Source organism: Desulfogranum aggregans (assembly GCF_055398265.1).
Genome location: NZ_AP042447.1, coordinates 3,893,044 through 3,916,386, shown reverse-complemented (window position 1 = coordinate 3,916,386; position 23,343 = coordinate 3,893,044). Strand labels below are relative to the sequence as shown.

Genomic DNA, 23,343 nt, shown 5'->3' with positions numbered 1-23,343 from the left:
TGCCTCATCCTTTTTTCAGGTCGGCAAGTTTTTCCATCTCTTCGGAGCGCATGGTGAAGCCATGGACAGCTTCCGGAAAGGCCCCGTTTTCCACCTCTTGCTTATAGTGCTCAATCGCCTCGACAATTGAGGCTCTGACCTGGACATACTGCTTGACGAACTTAGGGGTAAAGCCGTCGAACAAACCGACCATATCATGGGTTACCAGGACCTGACCGTCGCAATCGCCCCCTGCACCGATGCCAATGGTCGGCACCTGCACCGCATCGGTAATCAACTGTGCGATGGGAGAAGGGATTGCTTCCAGCACAATGGCAAAGCAGCCGGCATCCTCCAAGGCGATGGCATCGTCCATCAGTTGACGGGCTGCCTCGGCACTCTTGCCCTGGACCTTGAAGCCGCCCAGTGAGGGAGCGGTCTGGGGAGTGAGGCCGATATGGCCCATAACCGAAATGCCTCCATTGACAAGCGCTTCCACTGTATTCGCCATGGAGAGGCCTCCTTCCAGCTTGACCGCATCGGCACCGGCTTCTTTGAGGAAGCGTGTCCCATTCTTTATCGCGTCGGCAATGGAGCTGTTATAGGAACCAAAAGGCATATCAGCAACCACCAGCGCACGCTCAACGCCCCTGGAAACCGCCCGAGTATGGTGCAGCATTTCCTCCATGGTGACCGAGACGGTGCTTGGGTGACCTAAAACCACCATGGCCAGAGAATCGCCGACCAGAGCTATATCAATTCCGGCCTGATCTATCATCCGGGCCCATGGATAATCATAGGCTGTGAGCATGGAAATTTTTTCCCCCTGACTTTTACGCCTCTTGATATCCGGTATGGTGAGTTTCTTCATGTCATCCCCCTGCAGGTATTTCCTGAACACGCCGGGTATAGGTCGCCTCCAGCGCTTTGATCATACGGGTCAGCATTTCATTCACAGGCGTTGCCACCCCAACCTCTCTTCCCTTGGAAACGATGGCGCCGTTGATGACTTCGATTTCTGTCACTTTCCGCCGCAGGGTATCCTGCAGCATACTCGCCCGATTGGCTGCCGTATCCCGGCACACCTTTGCCACCGTTTCCATTGGCTCGTCATACGGCAGGTTGATCTTCAGTGCGGCCGCAACCGCTGCCGCTTCACCTACCGCATCCGCCATGATCTCCCGGCAACCATCCACTTCAGCCAAGACGCCGTTATTCACCCGGAGAAGAGCTGCCAGCGCATTAATCCCCACATTGACCAGCAATTTGCCCCAGATCAATCCATCGGCATCGTCACTGACCTGGCATTCGATCTCGGCCTGGTTGAAGAGCTGACGCACCTGCTGCACCTGGTGCTCCTGTCCAGGTCGAGCGGCAAGCAATGTCATGCCGGCACCGGCATGACAGGTATGACCGGGACTGAGCACATTGGCGGCCTGGGCGGTAATGCCGGCAATGGCAATTGGGCGACCGAAGACCGTGTCAATCTGCTCGACGTTGCCCACCCCATTCTGCAGGCTGAGGACCATTCCGCCCGCTCCCAGTAATTCCCGGGCAGACTCGGCTGCCTTGCGGGTGGCATGGGCTTTGGTAAAAATAATGGCCAGATCGGCCTGCTCCCGATATTGCTGGGCTCGACCAATAATTTCTATCGGATATCGGCGCACGCTTTTGTCCATCCCGGTCACCACCACCCCGTCTGCAGCAATATGCTCCACCGTCGCCCGGTGCACGTCACAGAGCGTCACCCGGGCTTTTTGCGACAACCACGCGCCAAACAGGCACCCCATGGCGCCGGCACCAAAAATAATTACTCGCATTGCCTCCCCCCCTCGCCTCTTCTGTTCCATCATCTTGAATAGAACCGCTATACTGTCTCCTGCATCGATATTCCCTTTTTCAGCAACGGGTCATAACCAGTACTGTATCAAGCATACGATTGGCATAGCCCCATTCATTGTCAAACCAGGCCATCAGGTTGACTAACCTCCCCCCGCTGACACTGGTCTGTGAGCTGTCTAAAACAGCGGACCGGGGATCGTGATTAAAATCACAGGAAACCAGCGGGAGATCGGTGTAGCCCAGCACATGGAGCAACTCCCCCTGGCTGGCTCGGCGAAAAAGTGCATTGATATCCTCAGCTGCAGCATGCTTCCGGACAGTGGCGGTCAGCTGCATCAATGACACATTCATGGTCGGCACCCGCAGCGACACCGCCTTGAACCGCCCCTGCAGATGAGCAAACAAACGATCAATCCCCTTGGCCAGCCCGGTATCCACCGGTATGATCGAGTTGCCCGAGCTTCGACTCTTGCGCAGATCGGGATTATGGTAGGCATCAATCACCGGTTGATCGTTCATCATGGAATGGGTGGTAGTAATAACTCCGTGCTCAATCTCCCAGTGCTCATCAAGCAAACGAATGACATGACTGATGCAATTGGTGGTACAGGAGGCATTGGAAACAATGGTATCCCCTTTTTTGAGCAGCTGGTGGTTGAGCCCATAAACAATAGTGGCATCCACATCGCTCTGCGCCGGGCAGGAAAAGAGCACCTTGCCGGCGCCGCTCTGCAGATGCTGTTCGGCAACGGCACGGTCGCTGTATCTGCCGCTGCACTCAAGCACCACATCCACGCCGAGTTCTTTCCAGGGCAATCGGGCAACATCCTTCTCACAACTTACCTGTATAAGGTCCTGATTGACCACGAGGTTGGTGCCGTCGCAGGAAACCGTTCCGCAAAACTTGCCGTGGGTAGAGTCAAAACGGGTTAAATGGGTGAGCGCATCCAGGCTTGCCAGTTCATTGATCCCAACGACCTGTATCTGCTCCCTTTTTCCTGATTCATACAGCGCCCGTAAAATGCAGCGCCCTATGCGACCATAACCGTTAATAGCAATACGAATACTCATGGATTTCGTTCTAATCTTACCACTTCTTTGCTGTTCAGCCGACCTGGATGTTCCCTCACCCCCTGCTCACCAGATGGAGAGCAAGGGGGTACACGCTCATATACACAACAAATCCTCATCTTGTTAGCCCTTTGTACCACTTTTTACACTTTTCTGTGCGTCATTCCATTCTGCGGCCTCAGGGGCTGGCGACCGCGACTTTGCAATACTTTTCAGAAACAGGTAGGGTGCCTGACATATACATTTCCCAGATTTTACAATGGACAAAACACAATGCACATCTATCTCTGGCGACACAGTACCCTTTTTTCCAGTTGGTCCATGCTTGATGAACCGCAGATTTACCGCGATCGCTATACCAGTGCCGAGGTGGCCATTCTGGCGGCCTCCAAGGAAGAGGCCCTCCAGCTTTTAGAGGCCAGCGGAGACTGGAATGTGGAGGATCTCAAACGCCTGGAACCTGAAATTATCCCGCTTACCGAGCGCCGGATCATTGCCAGCCACGTGACCTATTAACCGATGCAGCCTGGGCATGACGCACCCAGGCATTGATGTTTCTTTTTTGTTCAGAATCGGTATAATACGTCTTTTTGCTGGTACATTTGGTTGCAAAGGCGGTCGATACAGCCAGTCACCCGACAACGGCTGACCGCGTAATGCTCACCCCACAATAGACGAAACTATGAAAACCACGCACCTGCTGCTGTTGTTGGCCGTCCTGCTCCTTTCCTGCCTGCCACGCAACACGCAGGCCCTCGAACTCCACACTGCCGCATGGCCGGATGTAGTCGCCCACGCAGCAGGCCAGACCGTTGACTGGTACATGTGGGGCGGTTCGCCTGCTGTCAACACCTATGTCAACGAATACATCACCCGCGAGGTAAAAGAGCGGTATAATATTACCCTTCGCCAGGTACCGGTAAAAGACATCGCCGAAGTGGTAAGCAAACTGGTGGTGGAAAAGCAGGCTGGAAAAACAGCTGACGGCAGTGTTGATCTGATGTGGATCAATGGTGAAAATTTCCGCACCTGTAAACGCCACAATCTGCTGTTCGGTCCCTTTGCCCACCAACTTCCCAACCAACGATTTGTTGATTGGAGCAGATCTTCCGTCCACAACGATTTCGGCACTCCGGTGGATGGACTGGAATCTCCGTGGGGCAGCGCCCAGGTGGTCATGATCCATGATACAGCCAGAACGCCCGAACCGCCCCAAACACTGAAAGAGTTGCTGGTCTGGATCCGGAAGCATCCAGGCCGCTTTACCTATCCCGCCCCACCGGATTTTACCGGCTCGGTCTTTGTGCGCCACCTGTTTTACCATGTCGCCGGAGAGGTGGATCGTTGGCAGGGAGCATTCACCCAAGAGGAATTTGAACGGGCCGCCCATGCCACCTATGACCTGCTTAATACTCTCAAGCCCTTCCTGTGGCGTCAGGGTACGACCTACCCTGAATCACCGGTGCGGATGAACACGCTCTTTGCCGACGGGGAGATCGACTTCACCTTCTCCTATCATCAGGCAGAGGCATCGCGTAATATCCTGGACGGCCTCTTCCCTTCCACGGTTCGCTCCTTTGTCTTTGAAGAAGGCACTATCACCAACACACACTTTGTTGCCATCCCCTTTAACGCTGCCGATAAGGCTGGGGCAATGGTGGTTGCCGATTTCCTGCTCTCTGCGGAGGCACAGTTGGAGAAAGCCAAGCCCGAGGTATGGGGTGATTTCCCAGCTGTGGACATTACCCGTCTGTCGCCGTCACAACAGCGAGCATTTACCGCTCTGCCCAAGGGACCAGCCACGCTCCCTGACCAGATCCTCCAGGCACATCAGCTGCCGGAACCCCCCAGCAGCATTCTGATTCAGCTGGAAAAAGGCTGGCAGCAGCATGTCCTCAAAGGCCGTTGATGTTTGCTCGTGTCGCTGAAGCAGACCAAAGGACCAGGCAAGCGGCCACCGGTCACCTTCTGCTGCTCGTCGGGCCTGCCCTGGGTGTCATCCTGCTCCTTTTTGGTGGAGGACTGTTGCTCGGTACCCTGCAGGCGCTGGGCAGCCAGTCCCTCTCCGGCTCCTCTGCCTTGACCTTTACCCATTTTCTTCACGTTTTCACCGATCCCGATTTTGGAAGGAGTTTTGCACTCACCCTCTATATTGCCACCGTATCCACCGCAGTGGCAATGGTGATCAGCCTCGGGGTAGCCCTCTGCCTGTTGCGGGTTGCAGCGGAAAACCGTCTGCTCAACTTTCTTCTCCAGGTGCCGCTCACGGTGCCCCACCTGGTCATTGCCGTCTCCATGCTGCTGCTCCTCTCTCCCACAGGGATGATTTCCCGTTACAGCGGTCTGCTCGGCTTCACCACCCAGACCTCCCCCTTTCCCTTGCTGGTCAACGATACCTATGCGGTAGGCATTCTATTGACCTACATCTGGAAAGAAATTCCCTTTATTACCTTCATGGTGCTGGCAGTGCTGAAAAATAGCGGGGTGGAGCTCCACGAGGTGGGACGAACCCTCAAGGCATCAGTCTGGCAACGCTTTTATCACATTACCCTGCCCTTGATCGCTCCCAGTCTCGGTGCTGCCGGGTTCATTGTCTTTGCCTTCACCTTTGGCGCCTTTGAGGTTCCCTATCTGCTGGGAAAAACCTACCCCATGGTGCTGCCGGTATGGGCGTACAAGAACTATGCAGACATCGATCTGCTGGCCCGACCGGAAGGGATCGCCATCGGTCTCATCATCGCCGGAGTGGTTACCTGTGCCCTCCTGCTCTCCCAGGGACTTCTCAGGATTGCCAGTCGACAGGGAGTTCATCGATGAAGCCGCTTCCCCTGCTGCTTGGCTGCATCCTCATTGCCATGGTTGCCCTGCCGTTCCTTCCGCTCCTGCTGTGGTCAGTGAGTGAACAGTGGTTTTACCCCGCTGTTTTTCCACAGCAATTCGGACTGCGCGGATGGCACTACATTCTGACAACCGCCCGCCCCCAGCTCATCCAGGGCCTGCTGCACAGCACGGTCGTGGCCACAGCCACCACCTGTTGTTCCCTGTTGCTTGGCCTGCCAGCAGCGCGGGCCCTGGGCCTCTACACCTTTCGGGCAAAAAAACTCGTTGGCCTGCTGCTGCTGCTGCCTGTCATTGTGCCTCCGCTCTGCGTAGCCATGGGGCTGCATATGTGGTTTATACGCCTCGGCCTTGCCGAAACCTTTGCCGGCGTGGTTGCAGCACACCTTACCTTCTGCCTGCCTTACACGATATTTGTCCTGTGGGGAGTATTTACCGACTTCAACCCCGAAATCGAACAGCAGGCCCGTTCCCTGGGCGCCACCCCAATACAGGTGCTGCTCCATGTGACCCTGCCGATGATTGTTCCGGGAATGGGGATTGCCGCACTCTTCGCCTTCCTTCTCTCCTGGTCCCAGTACCTTTCCACGCTGATCATCGGCGGAGGCCGTCTGCTGACCCTCCCTATCCTCCTGTTTGCCCTCATGGACAGTGGTGATCGACCGGTGGCAGCGGCGGTGAGCCTGGTTTTCGTCCTACCTGCGCTGCTCGCCCTCCTGGCCAGCGCCCATCTGGTCGGGAAAAAAGGTGTCGCCGGAGTACGCTGATGACACAGCTCAAACTGGAAAATCTCGCTGTAGGGTACGCCGATCAACCGGTGATCAAAGACCTTTCGCTAAAGGTTGCAGCCGGAGAGATGGTATCCATCCTTGGCCCCAGTGGAGAAGGAAAGACCACCGTGCTGAAAACCATTGCCGGTCTCCTGCCACCCCAGGCTGGGCATATCTCCATCAACGGCAGGTTGGTCAACCGGATCGCTGCCGAGCAACGGGATGTGGTCCTGATTTTCCAAAAGCCGCTCCTGTTTCCGTTCCTCAACGTATACGACAACATTGGCTTTGGCCTTCGCATGCAGGGGACCAAGGGTCCCGCAGCCAGGGACCTTATTCTTGAAATGACAGAGCTTACCGGCCTTGCCGGCCTGGAGCAGCGAAAGGTGCACCAGCTCTCGGGTGGGCAACAGCAGCGGGTCGCCCTGGCAAGGGGGCTGGTGCTGCGCCCCTCCATTCTCTTGCTTGACGAACCACTCTCCAACCTTGATGCAGACCTGCGCCGACAGATGCGGGAACTGATCCAACACGTCCGCAGAAAAACCGGCGTCACCACCCTGTTTGTCACCCATGATCAGGGCGAGGCACTCATGCTCAGTGATCGTGTTGCCCTCCTACTCCACGGCAAACTGCGCCAGATCGGCACCCCCCACAACCTTTTTTATCAGCCGAAAGACCGGGAAGTAGCTGCGTTTTTCGGGTGCTCCAATTTCCTGGACGGAAGGATTCGCAACAACCGCTTTTTCAGCGGAAACCACTCCATACCGGTAAAGGCAGGTGATCGGCAAAGGTGCACCGCCGTTATGCGGCCGGAAAAAATCAAGGTGACCACCACCCCTTCTCCAGAGAGCCTGGTGGGAAAAATCACGGCAGTCTCTTTTGAGGGAGCGCTGACCAGGATCGAGGTTGCACTCGATCGGCAGACAATAATTACCGTCCTCAGTGATAATGACAATCACCGGGCAGGAGAAACGATAGCGCTTACCATTCCCCCCGATGCCCTCCACCTGCTCCCTGCCACCGAATAACGGAACCACCTCATGGCCAGCAACCACCCGACAGCCGACCACTCCCTGTTTACCGAGTACCTGCCCCAGGTCATCAGCTACCTTAACCGATGCCGGCCGCCTCTCCCGGGTGATGCTTCACCGGCATCGTTCACGGTGAAGCCGCTTGCCCAAGGGGAATACAACATCAACTTTCACCTCAGCGGGCCGAAAGGCGATGCTGTTTTTCGTATTAACATCGCTTCACAAATCGATCGGAAAGACCAGATACTCTACGAATACAACGCGCTTCGCCTGTTGCAACGCTCAGGAGTCACCCCGATCCCCTACCATGTGGATGACTCGAGGACAGTGATCGACAGGGGCATCCTGATTATGGAGTATCTGCCGGGCAGGCCGTTGGATTACACCACCGATATCCACGCTGCAGCCAAGGTATTCAGTACCATTCATCAACTCGAGGTCAGCGCTGCTGACAACCACCTGATCAGGGAAACAGCACCGCTGAGCCTCATCTACCGGGAATGCAGCGGACTGCTGGACAGTTACCTACACTCCCCCCTGGCCACCCCCGACCTCGCGGCCCTGCTGCGGGAGATCGACCGCTGGGCGGCGGCAAATACGGCCGGCGAATGCTATTTTCAAGAGGATCCATACCTGTGCATCGTAAATACCGAGGTAAATTCGGGCAACTTCATCGTCAATCCACACCAGCAAACCACACACCTCATTGATTGGGAGATGCCACGCTGGGGTGACCCCTCCAGCGACCTGTGCCACTTTCTCTCCCCGCTGACAACCCTGTGGAAAACTACCTATCGTTTCGACGAACCAGCGACCAGACGTTTTCTCGCGACCTATACCGATCACCTTGCCGATGCCCACCTCCGCGAAACCCTCAACGAACGGATACGCATTAAGATGCCCTACGTGCTGCTGCGCGGTATTGCCTGGTCGTCCATGGCCTGGGTCGCGTATCAACAGGACTATGAAGGCGTGCGCAATGCACACACCTGGCAAACCCTCAACAGGTACATGGATGCCGACTTCATCCGTTCACTGTTCCAGCCCTACATTTCCCGCTGCTGAGCGTTCCCGTCATGCATTCCAACCGCCTGATCCTCTTCACCAGGTTTCCAGAACCGGGCACCACCAAAACCCGGCTTATACCCAAGCTTGGGCCCCAGGGGGCAGCCGACCTTCAGCAGCGCCTGACCGAGCAGGTTGTGCACCATGCCCGGCAACTCGTCCAACGCCAGAAAAGCGAACTCATTATCGCTTACCAGGGCGGAACACCGAAACTAATGGGTGATTGGCTGGGCAGCGATCTCCGCTACATGCCGCAGCGGGGACAGGATATTGGCGAGCGAATGCACAACGCCTTTGCTGCCGGCAACCTCCAGCCTGTTGAACGTCAGGTGCTGATCGGATCAGATATCCCCGACATCAACGCCCCTCTGCTGGAAAAGGCCTTCAGATTACTCGCTGTTTACCCGGTGGTTATCGGCCCTACAGTGGACGGCGGCTACTACCTCATTGGCCTGCAACGGCGGTCCCCTGTCGAGCTCCTTTCCCTTCTATTCAACGACATACCGTGGTCTACTTCTGCGGTATACCAGACCACCATGGACCGGCTGAAGGAAAAGCGCCTTTCGGCCGCCATTCTCCCTGAGTTGCAGGATATAGACCGGCCCGACGACCTTTGCTTCCTGACGATGAAGGATGCGCCATGGAACCGATTCTCTCGATAATCATCCCGACCCTCAATGAGGCCCGGACCATCACTCGAGTGATTGATGCCGCAGCACCCGATGATCGAACCGAGGTACTCGTGGTGGACGGCGGCTCCACGGACCCCACCTGCGCCCTCGCTGCCCAGGGGGGAGCGCTCGTCCTCCACTCCAGCCCGGGCAGAGCGAGGCAGCTCAACACGGGTGCTGCCAGGGCAACGGGACGATTTCTGCTGTTTCTTCATGGAGATACCCTGCTACCGGCCAAAAGTTTTGACCTGATCGACATGGCGCTCCAACAACCCGCCATCGCCTGCGGAGCCTTTTCCCTCCGTATCGACAGCCAGCGACGCGCACTGCACTGCATTGCAGCCATGGCCAACCTGCGGTCCCGTCTTTTTCATCTGCCATACGGGGACCAGGGCCTCTTCACGACCAGCAGCTCTTTTCAACGGGCCGGCGGTTTTCCCGATCTCCCGATCATGGAAGACTATGCTTTTGTTCGCCGAATGGCCCGCTTCGGTAAAATAGCCACCCTCAAGCAGGCAGTAACCACCTCCAGCCGCAGATGGGAAAATATGGGGCTATTGAAAACCACCCTGCTCAATCAGGTAATCGTTGCCGGCTACCTGGTCGGTGTATCCCCTTCCAGGCTCGCCCGGTGGTACCAGCGGGCCAAAGGTGTCGGCGAGGGTCCCCATGCTTGACCGGCAGGCATTGCTCCTCCTTCGTCAGCCGCTGCAGCAGGCAGCATACTTCCTTCAACGGCGAGGAATATGTGCCGACCAGGTGACGATTGCCGGCTTTGCCATCGGTTTGCTGGTCATCCCCGCCCTTGCCCTGCACTGGTACCAGGCAGCCCTGGGATGCATTCTCCTCAATCGATTGGCCGACGGTATCGACGGACCGCTGGCCCGACTTACCGCAGCTACTGATAGCGGGGCATTTCTGGACATCGTCCTCGACTTTCTCTTCTATGCGGCAGTGGTCCTCGGCTTTGCCCTGAGCGACCCGGCCCGTAACGGGCTTGCGGCAGCCTTCCTTCTGTTTACCTTTATCGGCACCGGTTCCAGTTTTCTGGCCTTCTCGATCATGGCCGAACGTTTCCAGATGATAAACCTACGCCTTCCCCAAAAAGGTTTTTATTACCTGGGCGGCCTTACCGAGGGCACCGAAACCATCCTGTTTTTTTTCTTCTCCTGCTTGTGGCCAGCCCTTTTTCCACTCCTGGCCCTCCTGTTCGGCTGCTGCTGCCTGGTTACCACCTGCACGCGAGTACTCTACGGTTATCGAGTCCTCAAGAAAGGTAGAGATATCGCAACGTAGCGAAAAAACCGGAGAAGAACGTGTGCAAACAGCAGCAAATGATTATAACCTAACTATACGTTCATTGTGTCCAGACATACCTACGGGCATGGTATAGGGAAGCAGTATCTCTTAACAACAGGTACACAACCAGGAGGGGAAACCAGTGAAAATTTTCATGACAGGTGGAACAGGTTTTGTCGGCTCAGCCCTTAGCACCCGATTACTTGAACTGGGGCATGAAATCACCGTTGTCGGCAGCAGCAGCCACTGCCGGCTGCCGGCACACCCGCACCTCTCCTATATTTCGGCAGATACGAGCCAACCGGGGGAATGGCAGCAGCAAGTCGCCGACCACGAAGCCTTTATCAACCTGGCGGGACGATCGGTTTTTAATCTGTGGACGGCAAAATACAAAAAAACGATTTACAACAGCCGCATTCTTACCACCCGTCACCTTGTAGATGCCATGCCCTCCGGCGGAGAGACCTTTTTACTGAGCGCTTCTGCAGCCGGCTATTACGGCAATGGCGGGGAACAAGAAAAACGAGAAACCGCTGAAAACGGAACTGATTTTTTAGCCGAAGTCTGCCGCGAGTGGGAGGCTGAAGCGCATAAGGCGGAAAACAAGGGAACGAGAGTAGCGATTATGCGCCTTGGCGTCGTCCTGGGAAAGGGCGGCGGAGCTTTGGCCACCATGAAGCTGCCTTTCAAGCTTGGCTTGGGCGGCCCGATCGGGTCCGGCAAGCAGTGGTTTCCCTGGATTCACCTGGACGACATTGTCAATGCATCGCTATTTCTCCTGCTAAGCGACGATGCCCACGGCGCATTCAATTTGACTGCCCCGGAAAACGTCCGGCAAAAAGAATTCGCCCGTCAACTGGCCGGCGTCCTCAATCGACCTGCTGTTTTGCCTGCCCCGGCTTTTGTCATGAAACTCATCCTGGGCGAATTTGGTGAATCCCTTCTTCAGGGGCAGAAAACCATCCCTGAGGCCCTGGAAAACAATGGCTATATTTTTTCCTACCCGGAACTGCGTCCCGCCCTGCAGGAGATTCTTCGTGGCTGATGCAAAAATTTTCTCTCATTCATCGCACTTTCCCTGCTCTGCATACGAGCTCTACTCGTGGCACAGCCGAGACGGTGCCCTTGAACGATTGATCCCACCATGGGAAAACACCACGGTCCTTGCCCGCCAGGGCGGGATAGCTCCCGGCGGTACGGCCACACTCCGACTTCACTTCGGCCCTTTTCCCTACCGGTGGCATGCACGGCATGTTGAGGATATCCCCGGCCAGATGTTCAAAGATGTGCAGCACAGGGGTCCATTTTCCAGTTGGGAACACACCCATCTGTTTTATGCGACCGAACAGGGAAGCCGACTGGAAGACCGGATCGCCTACACACTTCCTGCCCAATCGTTGCTGCCCGGATTCACCGAGGATGCGGTGGCCAAAATGCTCCATCGCATATTCTCCTACCGCCATGCCACTCTGCTGGAAGATATCAAGCTGCACCAGCGATACAGTAAACGGCCGATGCGTATCCTTATTACCGGCGGCAGCGGCGTACTGGGAAAGGCGCTGCGGCCCCTGCTGACCACCGGCGGCCATGAGGTATGGATGCTGGTTCGGCGAAAACCCGATCCAGAAAAGAAGGAAATATACTGGGACCCACAGCAGGGAATCATTGACACGTCTTCCCTGCCGGAACTTGACGGGGTCATCCACCTTGCAGGCGACAACATCGGCGAGGGCCGATGGACCGAGGAAAAAAAAGCTCGGGTCATTGCCAGCCGGGAGCTGGGGACCGGCCTGATAGCGAAAACCATTGCCAATCTGACTCCCAGGCCACGTGTATTGCTCAGTGCCTCAGCTGTCGGCTTTTATGGAGACTGCCAGGACTGCTGCATGCGAGAGGAGGACCAGTCGGGACTGGACTTCATCTCCGATGTCTGCTCGCTTTGGGAACGAGCGGCAGACCCAGCGGCTGCGGCCGGTATTAGAACCGTTTTCATGCGCATCGGCGTGGTGCTCAGCCCGAAGGGAGGGGCGCTGCAGCGCCTGCTCACCACTTCGCCGGTTGGGTTTAGTAAAAGCTTTGGTTCAGGTGAACAATATATCAGCTGGATTAGTATTGATGATATGATCGCGGCCATGCTTCATGCCCTCTGCTGTGAAAACCTCTCCGGGCCGGTCAATATTGCCGCACCCACACCGGTAACCAACGGCGAGCTGATGCAGACCCTGGCCAAAGTGATGCGACGTCCCCTCCTACCGGCTATTCCGGCCGGGCTGTTAAAAACCCTTTACGGACAGATGGCCTCTGAGGTATTACTTGCCGGGTGCAGGGTATCAACGGAGAAACTGCAGCACTCCGGTTTTACCTTTCGCCACCCAAGCCTGGAAATCGCTCTGCAGAGCCTGCTTGGCAAACACTAACCCTTATCCACACGACGGAACACGCAAGGTGAGCTGGAAACTGAAAGTACTTTTTCTGACCATGATGACCACTGCTTTGGCCTTTGGCTTTCTTCATCATCTGGTCCCCCCGGAAATACGCAATTTTGAACGACTGCACATCTTCCTGTTCAACCTGTGCAGCGGCGGCACCATGCTGATCTACTTTACCGAAGATCAGCCGCAGCTATCCATCCGGGGAAAACTCTTTCTTTTTCTGGCCCTGGCTTTTGCCTTTTGCGCCTTCATGCACTGGTACCTGCCGGCAATGATCATTCCCCTGGTGCTCGCCGTCATTATCGAACAGGTACGGGTCAAACAGTTTGGCAGACGCCTGCCGGTAGCCCTCTTTCGCTGGGAAGAGAGCGTAGCCAAAAAATTTCATCAGGCCGCATTGCTTTGCCTTTCCCTCGGCCTGTTCATGTCCAGCCCGGTCATCCTCAATGCCGAATTCACCAAATGGTTCACCATTGAAAAACTCCAGCTCGACACCTTTTTTTTGGGTTTCTCTTTTCCTATTTCCCTGATCAGCATGTCGGTCATTTTTTCGCTGATGAAAAACGGTCGGGTCACGCTGACGAGCGTATTCAAGGAAGCGGCCTTCTGGACCATCAACCTGGGGGTCATCATCTTTTTTCTCTTTATCCTTGCCGAGGTCTTTATTCCCCAGGTGGTCATCTCCACCGTCCTTTTTGTTACCGTCGCCTATATTCTCTATCTCTACTGGCACCAGGGCATTCGGCTACAACAGAAGGCGTTTCTCACCTCTGGAATCATGTTTTTACTCATAACCTCGATAACCGGTATTGCCTACATCCTGCTCTCCCTCTCTCCCTACTATATAGAGAAGATCAGTCACCCCCTCCTCAGACTGCATGCCTTTACCGCTCTCTATGGTTGGAATCTCAGCGGCCTGGCAGTTATCAGCCGGCATGCAGACTTTCCCATCCAGCTGCACTCACAGCAACTGATCATGCTCCACTGGCTGACGGTTCTTGTCCTGTGCCCCATCGGCTATTTCCTGCCGTTTTTCGCCATACTGGCCGTAGCGTGCTACTGCTGGCTCCTCATTATCCTGTTCTTTAATCAGAGTACCGTTGATTCACGCCTGGTCTCCGTGGAAGACGAAGTCCTCGCCCATTCTCCGACCAGCAGCGGCAACTGATTGCCGCAAGGGCTTGTCCCCGAGGACCAGCTGCTTCAGCTTTTTCGGCATTCTCAGGCAGCTTCCTCCCCTTGCGGCCTGTTTGCCGCCTGGGGACGGACATCATGTTTCAGCCTTCAGTACCCCATTTAAAACATCCCAAAGATGGCTCATGGTATACGGCTTGACCACGATGCCTTTAAAACCGTAATCAGCGTAGTTGGCCAGAACTGGATCATTGGCATAGCCGCTGGAAACGATGGCCTTCGCCTTTGGATCAATTGCCAGAATCTCTCTGACTGCATCCTTTCCACCGACCCCGCCGGGGATAGTCAGGTCCATGATGACCACGTCAAAAGGTGTGCCTTGGTCCAGCGCATCTTTATACATGGTTATGGCCTGATCGCCATCAACGGCCGTCTCAACGGAAAACCCGACAAGTTTGAGCATTTTAGTGGTTGCATCGCGGATCATTTCATCATCATCCATCACCAATATCCTGGTGGTGTTTTTCCTTGTCGACAGCTTCGGTGCAAGCTGCGCTGTCTCCTGCGGATACTTTGATGAAGAAACAGGAAGATAGAGAGTAAAGATTGTTCCTTTTCCGAATTCGGACTCAACGCTTATATGTCCACCGTGTTTGTGAATGATGGAGTAGACCGTTGCCAGTCCAAGGCCGTTTCCTGTATGTTTGGTACTGAAATAGGGGTCAAATATCCGGTTTAGGTCCTTCTGCCTCACACCGATCCCTTCATCCCGTACAGTCAGTTTGATATACCTCTTCTGATCCAGGCCGGATATCTCATTTTCCTCGAGGTGTGCATTCTCCAGGGTTATGTAAAGGTGACCTCCATCTGGCATTGCCTGGTTGGCGTTCGTAGCAAGGTTGGAGATAACCTGCTGTATCTGCCCGTTATCCACTTTAGCGACCCAAAGGTCCTCATCCTGACTGAACACAGGCATGACATTGCTGCCAGAGAGATCAAAACGAACAACCTCCTCAACCAACTTGCCAAGACTGACATCCTTCATGATGGGCTCGCCTCCCTTGGCAAAGGTCAGCAGCTGACTGGCAAGACGAGACGCCCGGGTCATGGATTTTTCAGCGTTCTCAAGGTCATTGAAACCGGGATGATCCTGGGAGAGAGTACTTTTGGCCAAGGAGATATTACTATACAAGCCGGTGAGGATATTGTTGAAATCATGGGCGATACCGCCGGCAAGGGTACCAATGCTCTTTAACTTCTGTATCTTATGCAGCTCTTCTTCCGCTTTCTTGCGTTCGGAAACATTGCGAGCAATGCCACACAAGCCGCTTATCTCGCCGGAGCTGTCCCTCATCGGCACCTTGATCACATCAAACATGTGCTGACTTCCACCTACCGGTATGGACTGTTCCTCTTCAACAATCTCCCCAGCAAGCACACGAGCATCGATTTCCCTGATGCAGGCTCCGGCTGTTTCCCCCATCAGGTCTTCATCGGTCAATCCAATCACCTCGGCAGCGGAAACCCCGAAAATTTTTTCCATCGCCGGGTTGATATGCGTATACTGCAGGTCGCAATTCTTGATAAAAATTGAATCCTGAGCAGTTTCAAAGATGGTCCGAAAACGCTCCTCACTTGCCCGAAGCGCATCCTTGGCTTGTTTACTGTCGGTAATGTCGTGCATGGAGCCTGTCCACCAGCTCTCCGGGTCGCCTTTTTCGATGAAAAACGTCACCCAGCGATGGCCGCCATCAATGTACGACAGGCACAATTCAGGGATAAGGTACTTCTGTGCGCCGTTTTGCAGGTTTTCGATAAATTTCAGCCAGACTCTCCGGCTTGGCTCAGCTACAAAATCAGTCATAGGCCGGCCGGTGGCTTCGCTTATTCCGATGCCTGTCACCTTGGTCCAGGCCGGATTGAGAAAAGTGAAGCACAGAGAATCATCGGCCTGAAAAACTATTTCATGCAGGCGCTCGATAAGGGCCTGATAGCGTTGTTTGGAAAGGGAGAGATCTTCGATGAGAAAGTAACGGGCCTGCAGGTCAAGCTCATGCTGATCCGGATGATACGCCACCCCGTTTACCGTCAATGCCTCTAGCGAACCAAGCAACAACTCCTGGCTGTCAATCACTTTGGCGTAAAGCGGAAAGATCTTTTCACAGAAAAAAGACTGTTCGATCGCTGTGCGACCGGCAGTGCAGTCACTGAGAATATGGACTCTGTACCCTTTTTCAAAGGCAAACCGGGCGGTGGAATCGATACATATGGATGACACTGCTCCGGCCAGGACAACATCCGTAACCCCTTTCTCCTGAAGCACTTCGTTTAGCTGGGTGTTGGAAAAGGCATTAAACCCCGACTTTCCGGGAATTTCCAATATCCGGTTGCTGAACTTCGCCAGTTCGGGCACGGTATTGGCCCCATTGGTCCCGGCTTTAAATGCTCCCTCCTCCTTGATGGTGAGTAGGATACCGACCGGATCAACGAGTTCGCTGTACTCCGGGGTAAAAATGATTGGCGTCGAAATCAGATGAATGGGGGTATGCAGGAGTTTTTCGATCAGCGCAACCGTCTTCGACAGAACCTCCGAAGCCTGGCCGGGCTCTTCGATTACCGCACGTAATATTCCGTCCTCGGCAAAATAATCATTTTGATAGCCGATGAGAATCAATGCGGTTTTGTGTAGATCCATAGTATCTCTTTCAATAAATATTTTTACCGATACCCGGCACAATACGTTTTTCTATAGCCTCAACCCCGCTCCTCTGCATCCGCTGCAGGCTCCTGGACTGCACAGAAGACAGAACAGAGGGCGCGGCAACATGGCCTGCATCACGCCAGATAGGACGATAAACAGGTTGGGGTGGTTTTTGTTTCCAGTTCCCGAATTTCCGTGGGTCCATGTCGATCATCTGCGTCTTCGATGGGACTGGAATGCATCCTCTCAATACACGGCCCGCCAACACTGCGGGAAGGTTTCCCCCCCTGGTCGCTGGATTCAGCCAGCTCCAGTACGCCCTTTAGAATGAGGTCAACAATCCGATCATGCCGGGTTTCGTCGGCAAGTATCTCCAGGGGGGGCTGATAGCGGTTGATGAACAACAGTTCTTGATACACCGCATCGTTTACCACGTAAGTTGTGAAGTAGGGGTTATCCGGAACGAAAAGTTCAACCTGCTGCTCGCCTCCTGAAGGGTCAAATTCGATGCGAAACCTCAGACCGGGCCGGAGCCGAATGGAATACTGCGTCTGCGGACCCCTCCTGCACGCAGCGAGTCTTTGTCGCTGCTCAAAATAATGTGCCACTTCATCATGAATTGCCCGTAATGGATTATGAATAATTCGGTAAAAATACGATCCATTTTCCATGCCGCTCAGTTTCTTGATGAAGATATAGCCGAAATTTACCGTGTCGATCTCTGCCTGCCGGTAGTTACGCACCCACTTTTCCAGTTCCGTGTTGTACGCTTCAAAGCTCTGGTTGAAAGGAAAATGACTATGGGGGACGGCAAAAAGGATTTCATCACGATCAGCGGTACCCAGGACGAGTTGATGAGTCGCTCCGCCTTGCCACCAGTGACGCAGTTTGTCGGCATACCCGCCGACATCGACCAGATCGGCAACAATATGCAACTGTGCTTCCGGCCCCATATATCTATCAGCCTGGCTGATGACCCGCGCAAGGACTGCTTCCCCGGAACGACCGCCGTCTCGGTAGTGCAAGTTGCCATGGGGACTGGGAACAAAAGGCGGATTGGCAAGGATAATATCGTAGGTCTCCCCCTCCAGTTCCTGATAAAGATCCGACAACAGAAAGCGCACGTTGGTGATGCCGTTGAGCTGGGCATTGAAGCGGGCGAAACGAACCGCCCGCGGGTTCAGGTCCACCCCCACCGCCCGGGTGGCATAACGACTGCCCGAGAGGGCCTGTACGCCGGAACCCGTGCACAGGTCCAGCAGCCTGGCACAGGGCTTGCGCGGCGCTGCATGCACCAAACCCCGACTATCCAGGCCGATATACATCACCGGCATCTCTGCCATCTCTTTTTCCTCACCCAGCAGATAGCGATGATCGGTGGCCACATACAGTCCTTCAACGCAGTAGAGATCAATACGAGATGCCCATCGATCACCACTGGCATACAGTATGTCAAGACAGGCAAGGGCCTCGAACATCTCATTGCCAAAGAGGGAGCGGAGCGATGCTTCAGGCAGGGCAACCCGAAGCATGAACAGGCGGATGAGGTCAGCGCGCGGGGTATCGGGCAGATGAAAATGGTCGTAATAGTAGAGGTGCGTGGGTTCAATGGACTGCAGGGAATCCACCTCGAGCAACGCACAGATGGCAGCCTCATTATATCCTGCTTCCTCAAGAAGCGTACGCAGGGGTGCCAACAGGGAAAAGAGCCGAAAACCTTCCTCGGCAAAGGGTTCAAGGGTCCTATCGACACGCTGCGGCAAGGGACTATCTTTAAATGGACAACCGTCGGCAGTACTGGCGCCAATCTTTTCAAGCCTCAATTTATGAGGCCCCAGTCGTTTGGCCATGGCAGCGATTTGCTTGGCCCAGGCCTGGGTGGTACACTGGCGTTCCAAGCGCAATCGTTCCAGCAGTTTGCTGTCACCTTGCAGAAGTCCCTGCAGCAAACCCACCTCAGGCCAAGAGAGAAGCGCGGCTTTAGTCGCGGCACTTTTGTCGACCAGCTGCGACCCGTTTATAGGATCGATCAAGAGGACAACGGACGGCGACAGCCTTGTTCGGGGGAGCCCGCCAAAAGGACTGTCCGTAAAGGCTCGGCTCGTCTCCTTGAAAATCGCTCCCCTCCGCGACAGGGACCGCAGTTCCGTCATTGACCAGGGGCAGTTCTGCGTTTCTCCAAAAAACAGGGCCCTGTCCAGCTGCCCCATCAAATCCTTGACCGAATGCTGGCCGCCTGGCAGGCCATGGGGCAAAATCGAATCATGTACCTTTGCCAGGTGTTCCTTGTACTCTAGTACGGGCGCACCGCGCTTGGTGATACGATGATTCTCAAGAAAAAGATAGTCGATATTGGTGTTGAGAAAGGTCTCTATTGCTTCATCCGGCGTTTCAACAATCGGCTGCCCCGCAATATTAAAGCTCGTATTGAGGATCACTGGCGGTCCCTTGCGTAGAGCAACCATCTTTCGGCACAGGCGATGAAAAAAGGGATTGTCCTCTGCCGTTACCGTCTGGACCCGACCTGATCCGTCAGCATGGGTTACCGCCGGAATCTGCTCTTGATATTCCGCTTTAATCGGGGAGACTACCAGCATAAACGGGGAAGGTACTTTCTGCTCGAAAACTTCCGCAATGTCCTCCTCAGGGACAACAGGAGCAAACGGTCGAAAAGATTCACGAAATTTCACCCGCGCATTCAGGATGTCCTTCATGTGCGTAAACGTCGGGTCAGCGAGGATGGAACGCGATCCAAGAGCTCGAGGGCCAAATTCTGAACCGCCCTCAAACCGTGCAACCACGTAGCCCTTTGCCAGAGCACGAGCAGTCTGTTCAACGACCTGATCATCCGAAAGATGCTCTACCTGGATATGCCCGGCAAAACGTTCCAGCGCCTGATCAATGGCATCATCATCCCAGGCATAACCCAGGGCGGCGTGCCGCATGCGCTTGCGTACCCCGCCTTTTTCCTGCTCGGCATAGGCCCAGAGAGCGCAGCCGGCAGCGATACCGGCATCTCCCGCAGCCGGAAAGATGAATATATCTTCCAGGCTCAGTTCATGCAGCAGCTGGTAATTGGCAACGGAATTCAAGGTGACGCCACCGGCAAGGCAGAGTCGGCGCAATCCGGTTTCCTTCACTGCCCGACCAACAATGTGCAACAGGGCCTGTTCGAGTTCATTTTGCACCTTGTATGCCAGATCAACAAGGTATGGCCGCAGGTAGGGTTTTCCCTGACCGTCGTCATACCGCTTTTCCAGGGCAGCGATCTCCAGAAAAATGTCGTATGCCGAAATATCCACATGGTAACTGTCGGGAATGCATCGAAGCCAGCGCTCCCAGTTCTCCTGAGGCCCGCCATAGGCAGCCAGCCCCATCAACTTGCCTGCCTCGGGAATGCGGATGGCGGAGCCGACTTCTGTCATAAAACCCGCTTTCCGACTGACATATTCGTACAGAAAGCCAAGGGTTGAAAGGGCAGCCAGGTGCGCTGGCACCCGTTCTTCGTGTATGGTCCGAATCTTTCCTCCGCGACCGGTATAGAGGGTGTATGATTCGGTGAGTCCATCATGGCTGCTGCCTGACGCGTCGACAACAAAGATCAACGCGTCCTCAAATCCCGAAGGCCAATAGGCTGAGTATGCATGCATAAGATGATGGCTGGGCGGAGAAAGGATTTTTCCCTCGAATTCCTGGGGCAGGCTGCGGCGAAGGATCTCCGGACTCTGGTCTTCACCAGGCATGTTGGCGCTGATGGTGGCGATGTCGGTCAACCGAATACCACAACTTTTCAGACAGTACTGGATTGCCTCATGGGGCAACTGAATCTGCGCTGGATTATGAATATCCTGGTGCAAGAAACCAACACTGTGCTTAAGGCGATCGAGACGCTCCTGATGAATGGCGACGACTATTTCTCCATCTCGCACCACCGCCGCAGCGCGATCATGCCCTAAATTTAATCCCAGGTGGTAATTCGACATTACAGTTTTTCTGATGGTTTTCGAGGTAAGCAAAGCATTGAGAGAAAAACGCCGATATCAGGCTCAAGAAGCAGCATCAGCGCATGCCCCAAAGAGGTATTCATAAAGGAAGCCCTCTCCTACGGGGTGGTAAAGCCCTAGTCGTTGTATACAGCATCGGTTCAAGCCTGGTCAATGCATGGCCGGGTTCTGAACGGGTTTCATGCTGTGCCCAGATCGCAGGTCTTGCACTCTTCGTAACTTCACCAGTTAAAAGCAAACAGCAACTGCCCCAAAAGGTTGGCGGAGAAGAATCACCCGAAACCGTTCATCTGGGCAGAAAACTCCATCGACGGTAATCTCTACCTTAATCGACAAATACTCCTGTTCTCTGTAGTATATCTGTTTATTGAAAGGAGAAAAAATAAAAAGAACGCATCTTCCTGCAGCTGGCAGGCATTAAAAACCCTAATAAAACACGATAACAACAGGTTACAAAAGATATGGCTTAACTGGGCAGGTGATTTTTTTACAAATTTCGCCTAAGGAGACGGTGGAAAGAAGCATTATGCAAAGATGAGAACGTCACCACCGAACGGAGAAACGTCTGTGATCGTCAATCGAATACCTGTCCTTTGACGGAGAAAAAAGGCAATCGCCGCAATGAATGGAGTGTAGAACTGCCCATTCATTGCGGGGCCGGACTCGGCCTCACGGTCCGGCACGCTTTCAGCAGACATCAGGCACTTCACGGAATTGAATCAATCGCCGCAAAAGCCGGCTCGTGCAAGGGAAGTAAAATATCTGCCATATTCTTGACGTTGAGCATAATATCATAGGCCTCAAAGGCATTAACCAGGGTACCGGGAGGAATCACCTCCATTTCCATCGCCCGGATTTCCCTGGGCGGTTCAAAATTCTCCTGGATGACGCAAAAACCTGTAATCACCGCCTTTCCTTTCGCCGTTTCAATCACTACACTCATGCCGCCATCGGTATGCACAGGGGTATGGATGCACCGTATTCCATCGACCACCTGGGTATCGCCGGTCATGATCTCCAACTGACCGCTGGCCTCGATATCCAGGATGTAGTCCTCCAGATAACGAAAATCGAGGGGATGAGGATGATGAATGCGCCTGAGTTCTGCTTCGTGAACATACACCCTGGCATTGGTGCATTTATAGTCATTTTCGCAATGATCATTATGCAGGTGGGTATGAATGACGATATCAATGTCATTGGGGACCAGACCAAACCGGGCCAATCCTTGTTCAAAGGTGTAAATTTTTCCCCCAATGGCCTCCTCCCTAGCTGCAGACTGAATTGGACTGATCTCACCGGTATCGACCAGAATACGCTTTTCCCCCCCCTGAATATACCAGCAAAAAATCGGGATGGTAAAGGTTTCACCGGCACCGTGCTGGTAGGTCATCATACTCTTATCAAACACTTTGGTGCCGACCACAATGGGGTGAATGGTATATGTTGCCATGTCTTCCTCTCCTGCCTCACGAACTGATAATAAAATGACCAGCAGCAGTACTGTGCGGGAGCGCATCCACCCTCTGCTGGCATACGACAGGGGCGAACTCGGGCTGTTGCCTCTCCACTCACCCCCACATTCTGTGCATATACTCACCTGTACCGCTGATTGTTTGTCATGGCAACATCCAAAACCGCATTGCCAGGAGTTTCTCTTAAATCCGTGACGGCTGAGAAACTGCCACGAGTTAGGCTGTATTTTTCCAGAAGATAGCGCTGGTTTGGTCCCGGTGCTGCTGACAAAGACAGCGCCTCCTGGTCGCGCTATCCTGCTGTTCGCTTACTGTTCCCTCTCTTTACTTTTTTGGGAGGAGTGAAATAAGCCAAGGCATTCCATCAGGTTCAGGCTCCATCAATTTCAATAATACCCAATATCAATCAGTTAAATACCGCATCTCTTTTGCTTCCGCCTGAAATACCTGTTGACGAATACGCTTATGGCGATTAATTATCAATTAAGAATTGATTCCTACAAGGTCAGGTCTATGCACATCAACACCCAAGAAGTTGCCCAACGAATGGAACGGTTTGAAACAGTGTGCCGTGACAAAGGAATCAAGCTGACCCAGCAACGGATGGAGATTTTCCGCGAGATAGCGCAAACAGGGGACCATCCGGATGCAGAGCAAGTGTTCAAGCGTGTCAGAAAACGATTACCTACCGTTTCTCTCGATACTGTCTACCGAACGCTCTGGCTGCTGAACGATCTTGGATTGGTGGCAATTCTTGGCTCGAGCCGGGAGAGAACCCGTTTCGACGCCAATCTGAACAAGCATCATCATTTTGTCTGCAGAGAATGCGGATTCACCCGTGACTTTTACAGCAATAATTTTGATGCTCTCCACCTGCCAGATGCAATACGCGCCTTTGGCGAAGCCAGGGAAACACACGTTGAAGTGCGCGGCATCTGCCAAGGATGCCTTGCAAAAAAACAAGGCGAGGTACCATAGAGACCCGCTGGCAGCAACACACCGTGTTCACCACTGAATGGTGAATACGTTTA

19 protein-coding genes are annotated in these 23,343 nt (G+C 54.2%); 13 read left to right on the top strand and 6 right to left on the bottom strand.

What is annotated here, in order from left to right; translation table 11 throughout:
• Positions 1-4 precede the first annotated feature (4 nt).
• The 3 genes from panB to ACZ52Z_RS17220 all read right to left on the bottom strand — a co-directional run bounded on the left by panB (position 5) and on the right by ACZ52Z_RS17220 (position 2,892).
• Positions 5-850 carry a 3-methyl-2-oxobutanoate hydroxymethyltransferase gene (panB, locus tag ACZ52Z_RS17230; protein WP_464268009.1) on the bottom strand — a complete coding sequence of 282 codons (846 nt, stop codon included), beginning with the start codon at positions 848-850 and terminating at the stop codon, positions 5-7.
• Position 851: 1 nt separating this feature from the next.
• Entirely contained in the window at positions 852-1,799 is a 948-nt protein-coding gene (locus tag ACZ52Z_RS17225) for a ketopantoate reductase family protein (protein ID WP_464268008.1), read from the bottom strand.
• Between the two features lie 79 nt (positions 1,800-1,878).
• Positions 1,879-2,892: a type I glyceraldehyde-3-phosphate dehydrogenase gene (locus ACZ52Z_RS17220; RefSeq protein ID WP_464268007.1), complete on the bottom strand. Its 1,014-nt coding sequence runs from the start codon at positions 2,890-2,892 to the stop codon at positions 1,879-1,881.
• Positions 2,893-3,165: 273 nt separating this feature from the next.
• On the opposite strand from ACZ52Z_RS17220, the gene ACZ52Z_RS17215 reads away from it, so the two are divergent.
• The 12 genes from ACZ52Z_RS17215 to ACZ52Z_RS17160 all read left to right on the top strand — a co-directional run bounded on the left by ACZ52Z_RS17215 (position 3,166) and on the right by ACZ52Z_RS17160 (position 14,166).
• Positions 3,166-3,408: a hypothetical protein gene (locus ACZ52Z_RS17215; protein ID WP_464268006.1), complete on the top strand. Its 243-nt coding sequence runs from the start codon at positions 3,166-3,168 to the stop codon at positions 3,406-3,408.
• 166 nt (positions 3,409-3,574) lie between these two features.
• Positions 3,575-4,801: an ABC transporter substrate-binding protein gene (locus ACZ52Z_RS17210; protein WP_464268005.1), complete on the top strand. Its 1,227-nt coding sequence runs from the start codon at positions 3,575-3,577 to the stop codon at positions 4,799-4,801.
• The gene (locus ACZ52Z_RS17205; RefSeq protein ID WP_464268004.1) at positions 4,801-5,709 is read left to right on the top strand and encodes an ABC transporter permease; all 909 of its coding nucleotides are present in this window, start codon (positions 4,801-4,803) and stop codon (positions 5,707-5,709) included. The genes ACZ52Z_RS17210 and ACZ52Z_RS17205 overlap by 1 nt, the downstream gene beginning before the upstream one ends.
• Entirely contained in the window at positions 5,706-6,497 is a 792-nt protein-coding gene (locus ACZ52Z_RS17200) for an ABC transporter permease (protein WP_464268003.1), read from the top strand. The genes ACZ52Z_RS17205 and ACZ52Z_RS17200 overlap by 4 nt, the downstream gene beginning before the upstream one ends.
• Complete coding sequence (locus ACZ52Z_RS17195) at positions 6,497-7,528, top strand: ABC transporter ATP-binding protein (protein ID WP_464268002.1); 1,032 nt, start codon at positions 6,497-6,499, stop codon at positions 7,526-7,528. Before ACZ52Z_RS17200 ends, ACZ52Z_RS17195 begins: the two co-directional genes overlap by 1 nt.
• 12 nt (positions 7,529-7,540) lie before the next feature.
• Positions 7,541-8,596 carry a phosphotransferase family protein gene (locus ACZ52Z_RS17190; protein ID WP_464268001.1) on the top strand — a complete coding sequence of 352 codons (1,056 nt, stop codon included), beginning with the start codon at positions 7,541-7,543 and terminating at the stop codon, positions 8,594-8,596.
• An 11-nt stretch (positions 8,597-8,607) separates the two neighbouring features.
• Positions 8,608-9,258 (top strand): TIGR04282 family arsenosugar biosynthesis glycosyltransferase, encoded by a 651-nt coding sequence (locus ACZ52Z_RS17185; protein WP_464268000.1) that lies wholly within the window; start codon positions 8,608-8,610, stop codon positions 9,256-9,258.
• Positions 9,237-9,944 (top strand): TIGR04283 family arsenosugar biosynthesis glycosyltransferase, encoded by a 708-nt coding sequence (locus tag ACZ52Z_RS17180; protein ID WP_464267999.1) that lies wholly within the window; start codon positions 9,237-9,239, stop codon positions 9,942-9,944. The genes ACZ52Z_RS17185 and ACZ52Z_RS17180 overlap by 22 nt, the downstream gene beginning before the upstream one ends.
• Positions 9,937-10,563 (top strand): CDP-alcohol phosphatidyltransferase family protein, encoded by a 627-nt coding sequence (locus tag ACZ52Z_RS17175; RefSeq protein ID WP_464267998.1) that lies wholly within the window; start codon positions 9,937-9,939, stop codon positions 10,561-10,563. The genes ACZ52Z_RS17180 and ACZ52Z_RS17175 overlap by 8 nt, the downstream gene beginning before the upstream one ends.
• A gap of 145 nt (positions 10,564-10,708) precedes the next feature.
• Entirely contained in the window at positions 10,709-11,611 is a 903-nt protein-coding gene (locus ACZ52Z_RS17170; RefSeq protein ID WP_464267997.1) for a TIGR01777 family oxidoreductase, read from the top strand.
• The gene (locus tag ACZ52Z_RS17165; protein ID WP_464267996.1) at positions 11,604-12,983 is read left to right on the top strand and encodes a TIGR01777 family oxidoreductase; all 1,380 of its coding nucleotides are present in this window, start codon (positions 11,604-11,606) and stop codon (positions 12,981-12,983) included. The genes ACZ52Z_RS17170 and ACZ52Z_RS17165 overlap by 8 nt, the downstream gene beginning before the upstream one ends.
• Positions 12,984-13,011: 28 nt before the next feature.
• Complete coding sequence (locus tag ACZ52Z_RS17160) at positions 13,012-14,166, top strand: hypothetical protein (RefSeq protein ID WP_464267995.1); 1,155 nt, start codon at positions 13,012-13,014, stop codon at positions 14,164-14,166.
• 102 nt (positions 14,167-14,268) lie between these two features.
• Here the strand turns inward: ACZ52Z_RS17160 and ACZ52Z_RS17155 are convergent, their stop codons facing one another.
• The 3 genes from ACZ52Z_RS17155 to ACZ52Z_RS17145 all read right to left on the bottom strand — a co-directional run bounded on the left by ACZ52Z_RS17155 (position 14,269) and on the right by ACZ52Z_RS17145 (position 22,290).
• Positions 14,269-16,827, bottom strand: a complete 2,559-nt coding sequence (locus ACZ52Z_RS17155; protein WP_464267994.1) for an isochorismatase family protein — start codon at positions 16,825-16,827, stop codon at positions 14,269-14,271.
• A gap of 140 nt (positions 16,828-16,967) precedes the next feature.
• A complete protein-coding gene (locus ACZ52Z_RS17150) occupies positions 16,968-20,816 on the bottom strand; it encodes a carbamoyltransferase C-terminal domain-containing protein (RefSeq protein ID WP_464267993.1) in 3,849 nt (1,282 codons plus the stop codon).
• A gap of 727 nt (positions 20,817-21,543) precedes the next feature.
• Positions 21,544-22,290: an N-acyl homoserine lactonase family protein gene (locus ACZ52Z_RS17145; protein WP_464267992.1), complete on the bottom strand. Its 747-nt coding sequence runs from the start codon at positions 22,288-22,290 to the stop codon at positions 21,544-21,546.
• Positions 22,291-22,762: 472 nt separating this feature from the next.
• On the opposite strand from ACZ52Z_RS17145, the gene ACZ52Z_RS17140 reads away from it, so the two are divergent.
• The gene (locus ACZ52Z_RS17140) at positions 22,763-23,290 is read left to right on the top strand and encodes a Fur family transcriptional regulator (RefSeq protein ID WP_464267991.1); all 528 of its coding nucleotides are present in this window, start codon (positions 22,763-22,765) and stop codon (positions 23,288-23,290) included.
• Positions 23,291-23,343 lie beyond the last annotated feature (53 nt).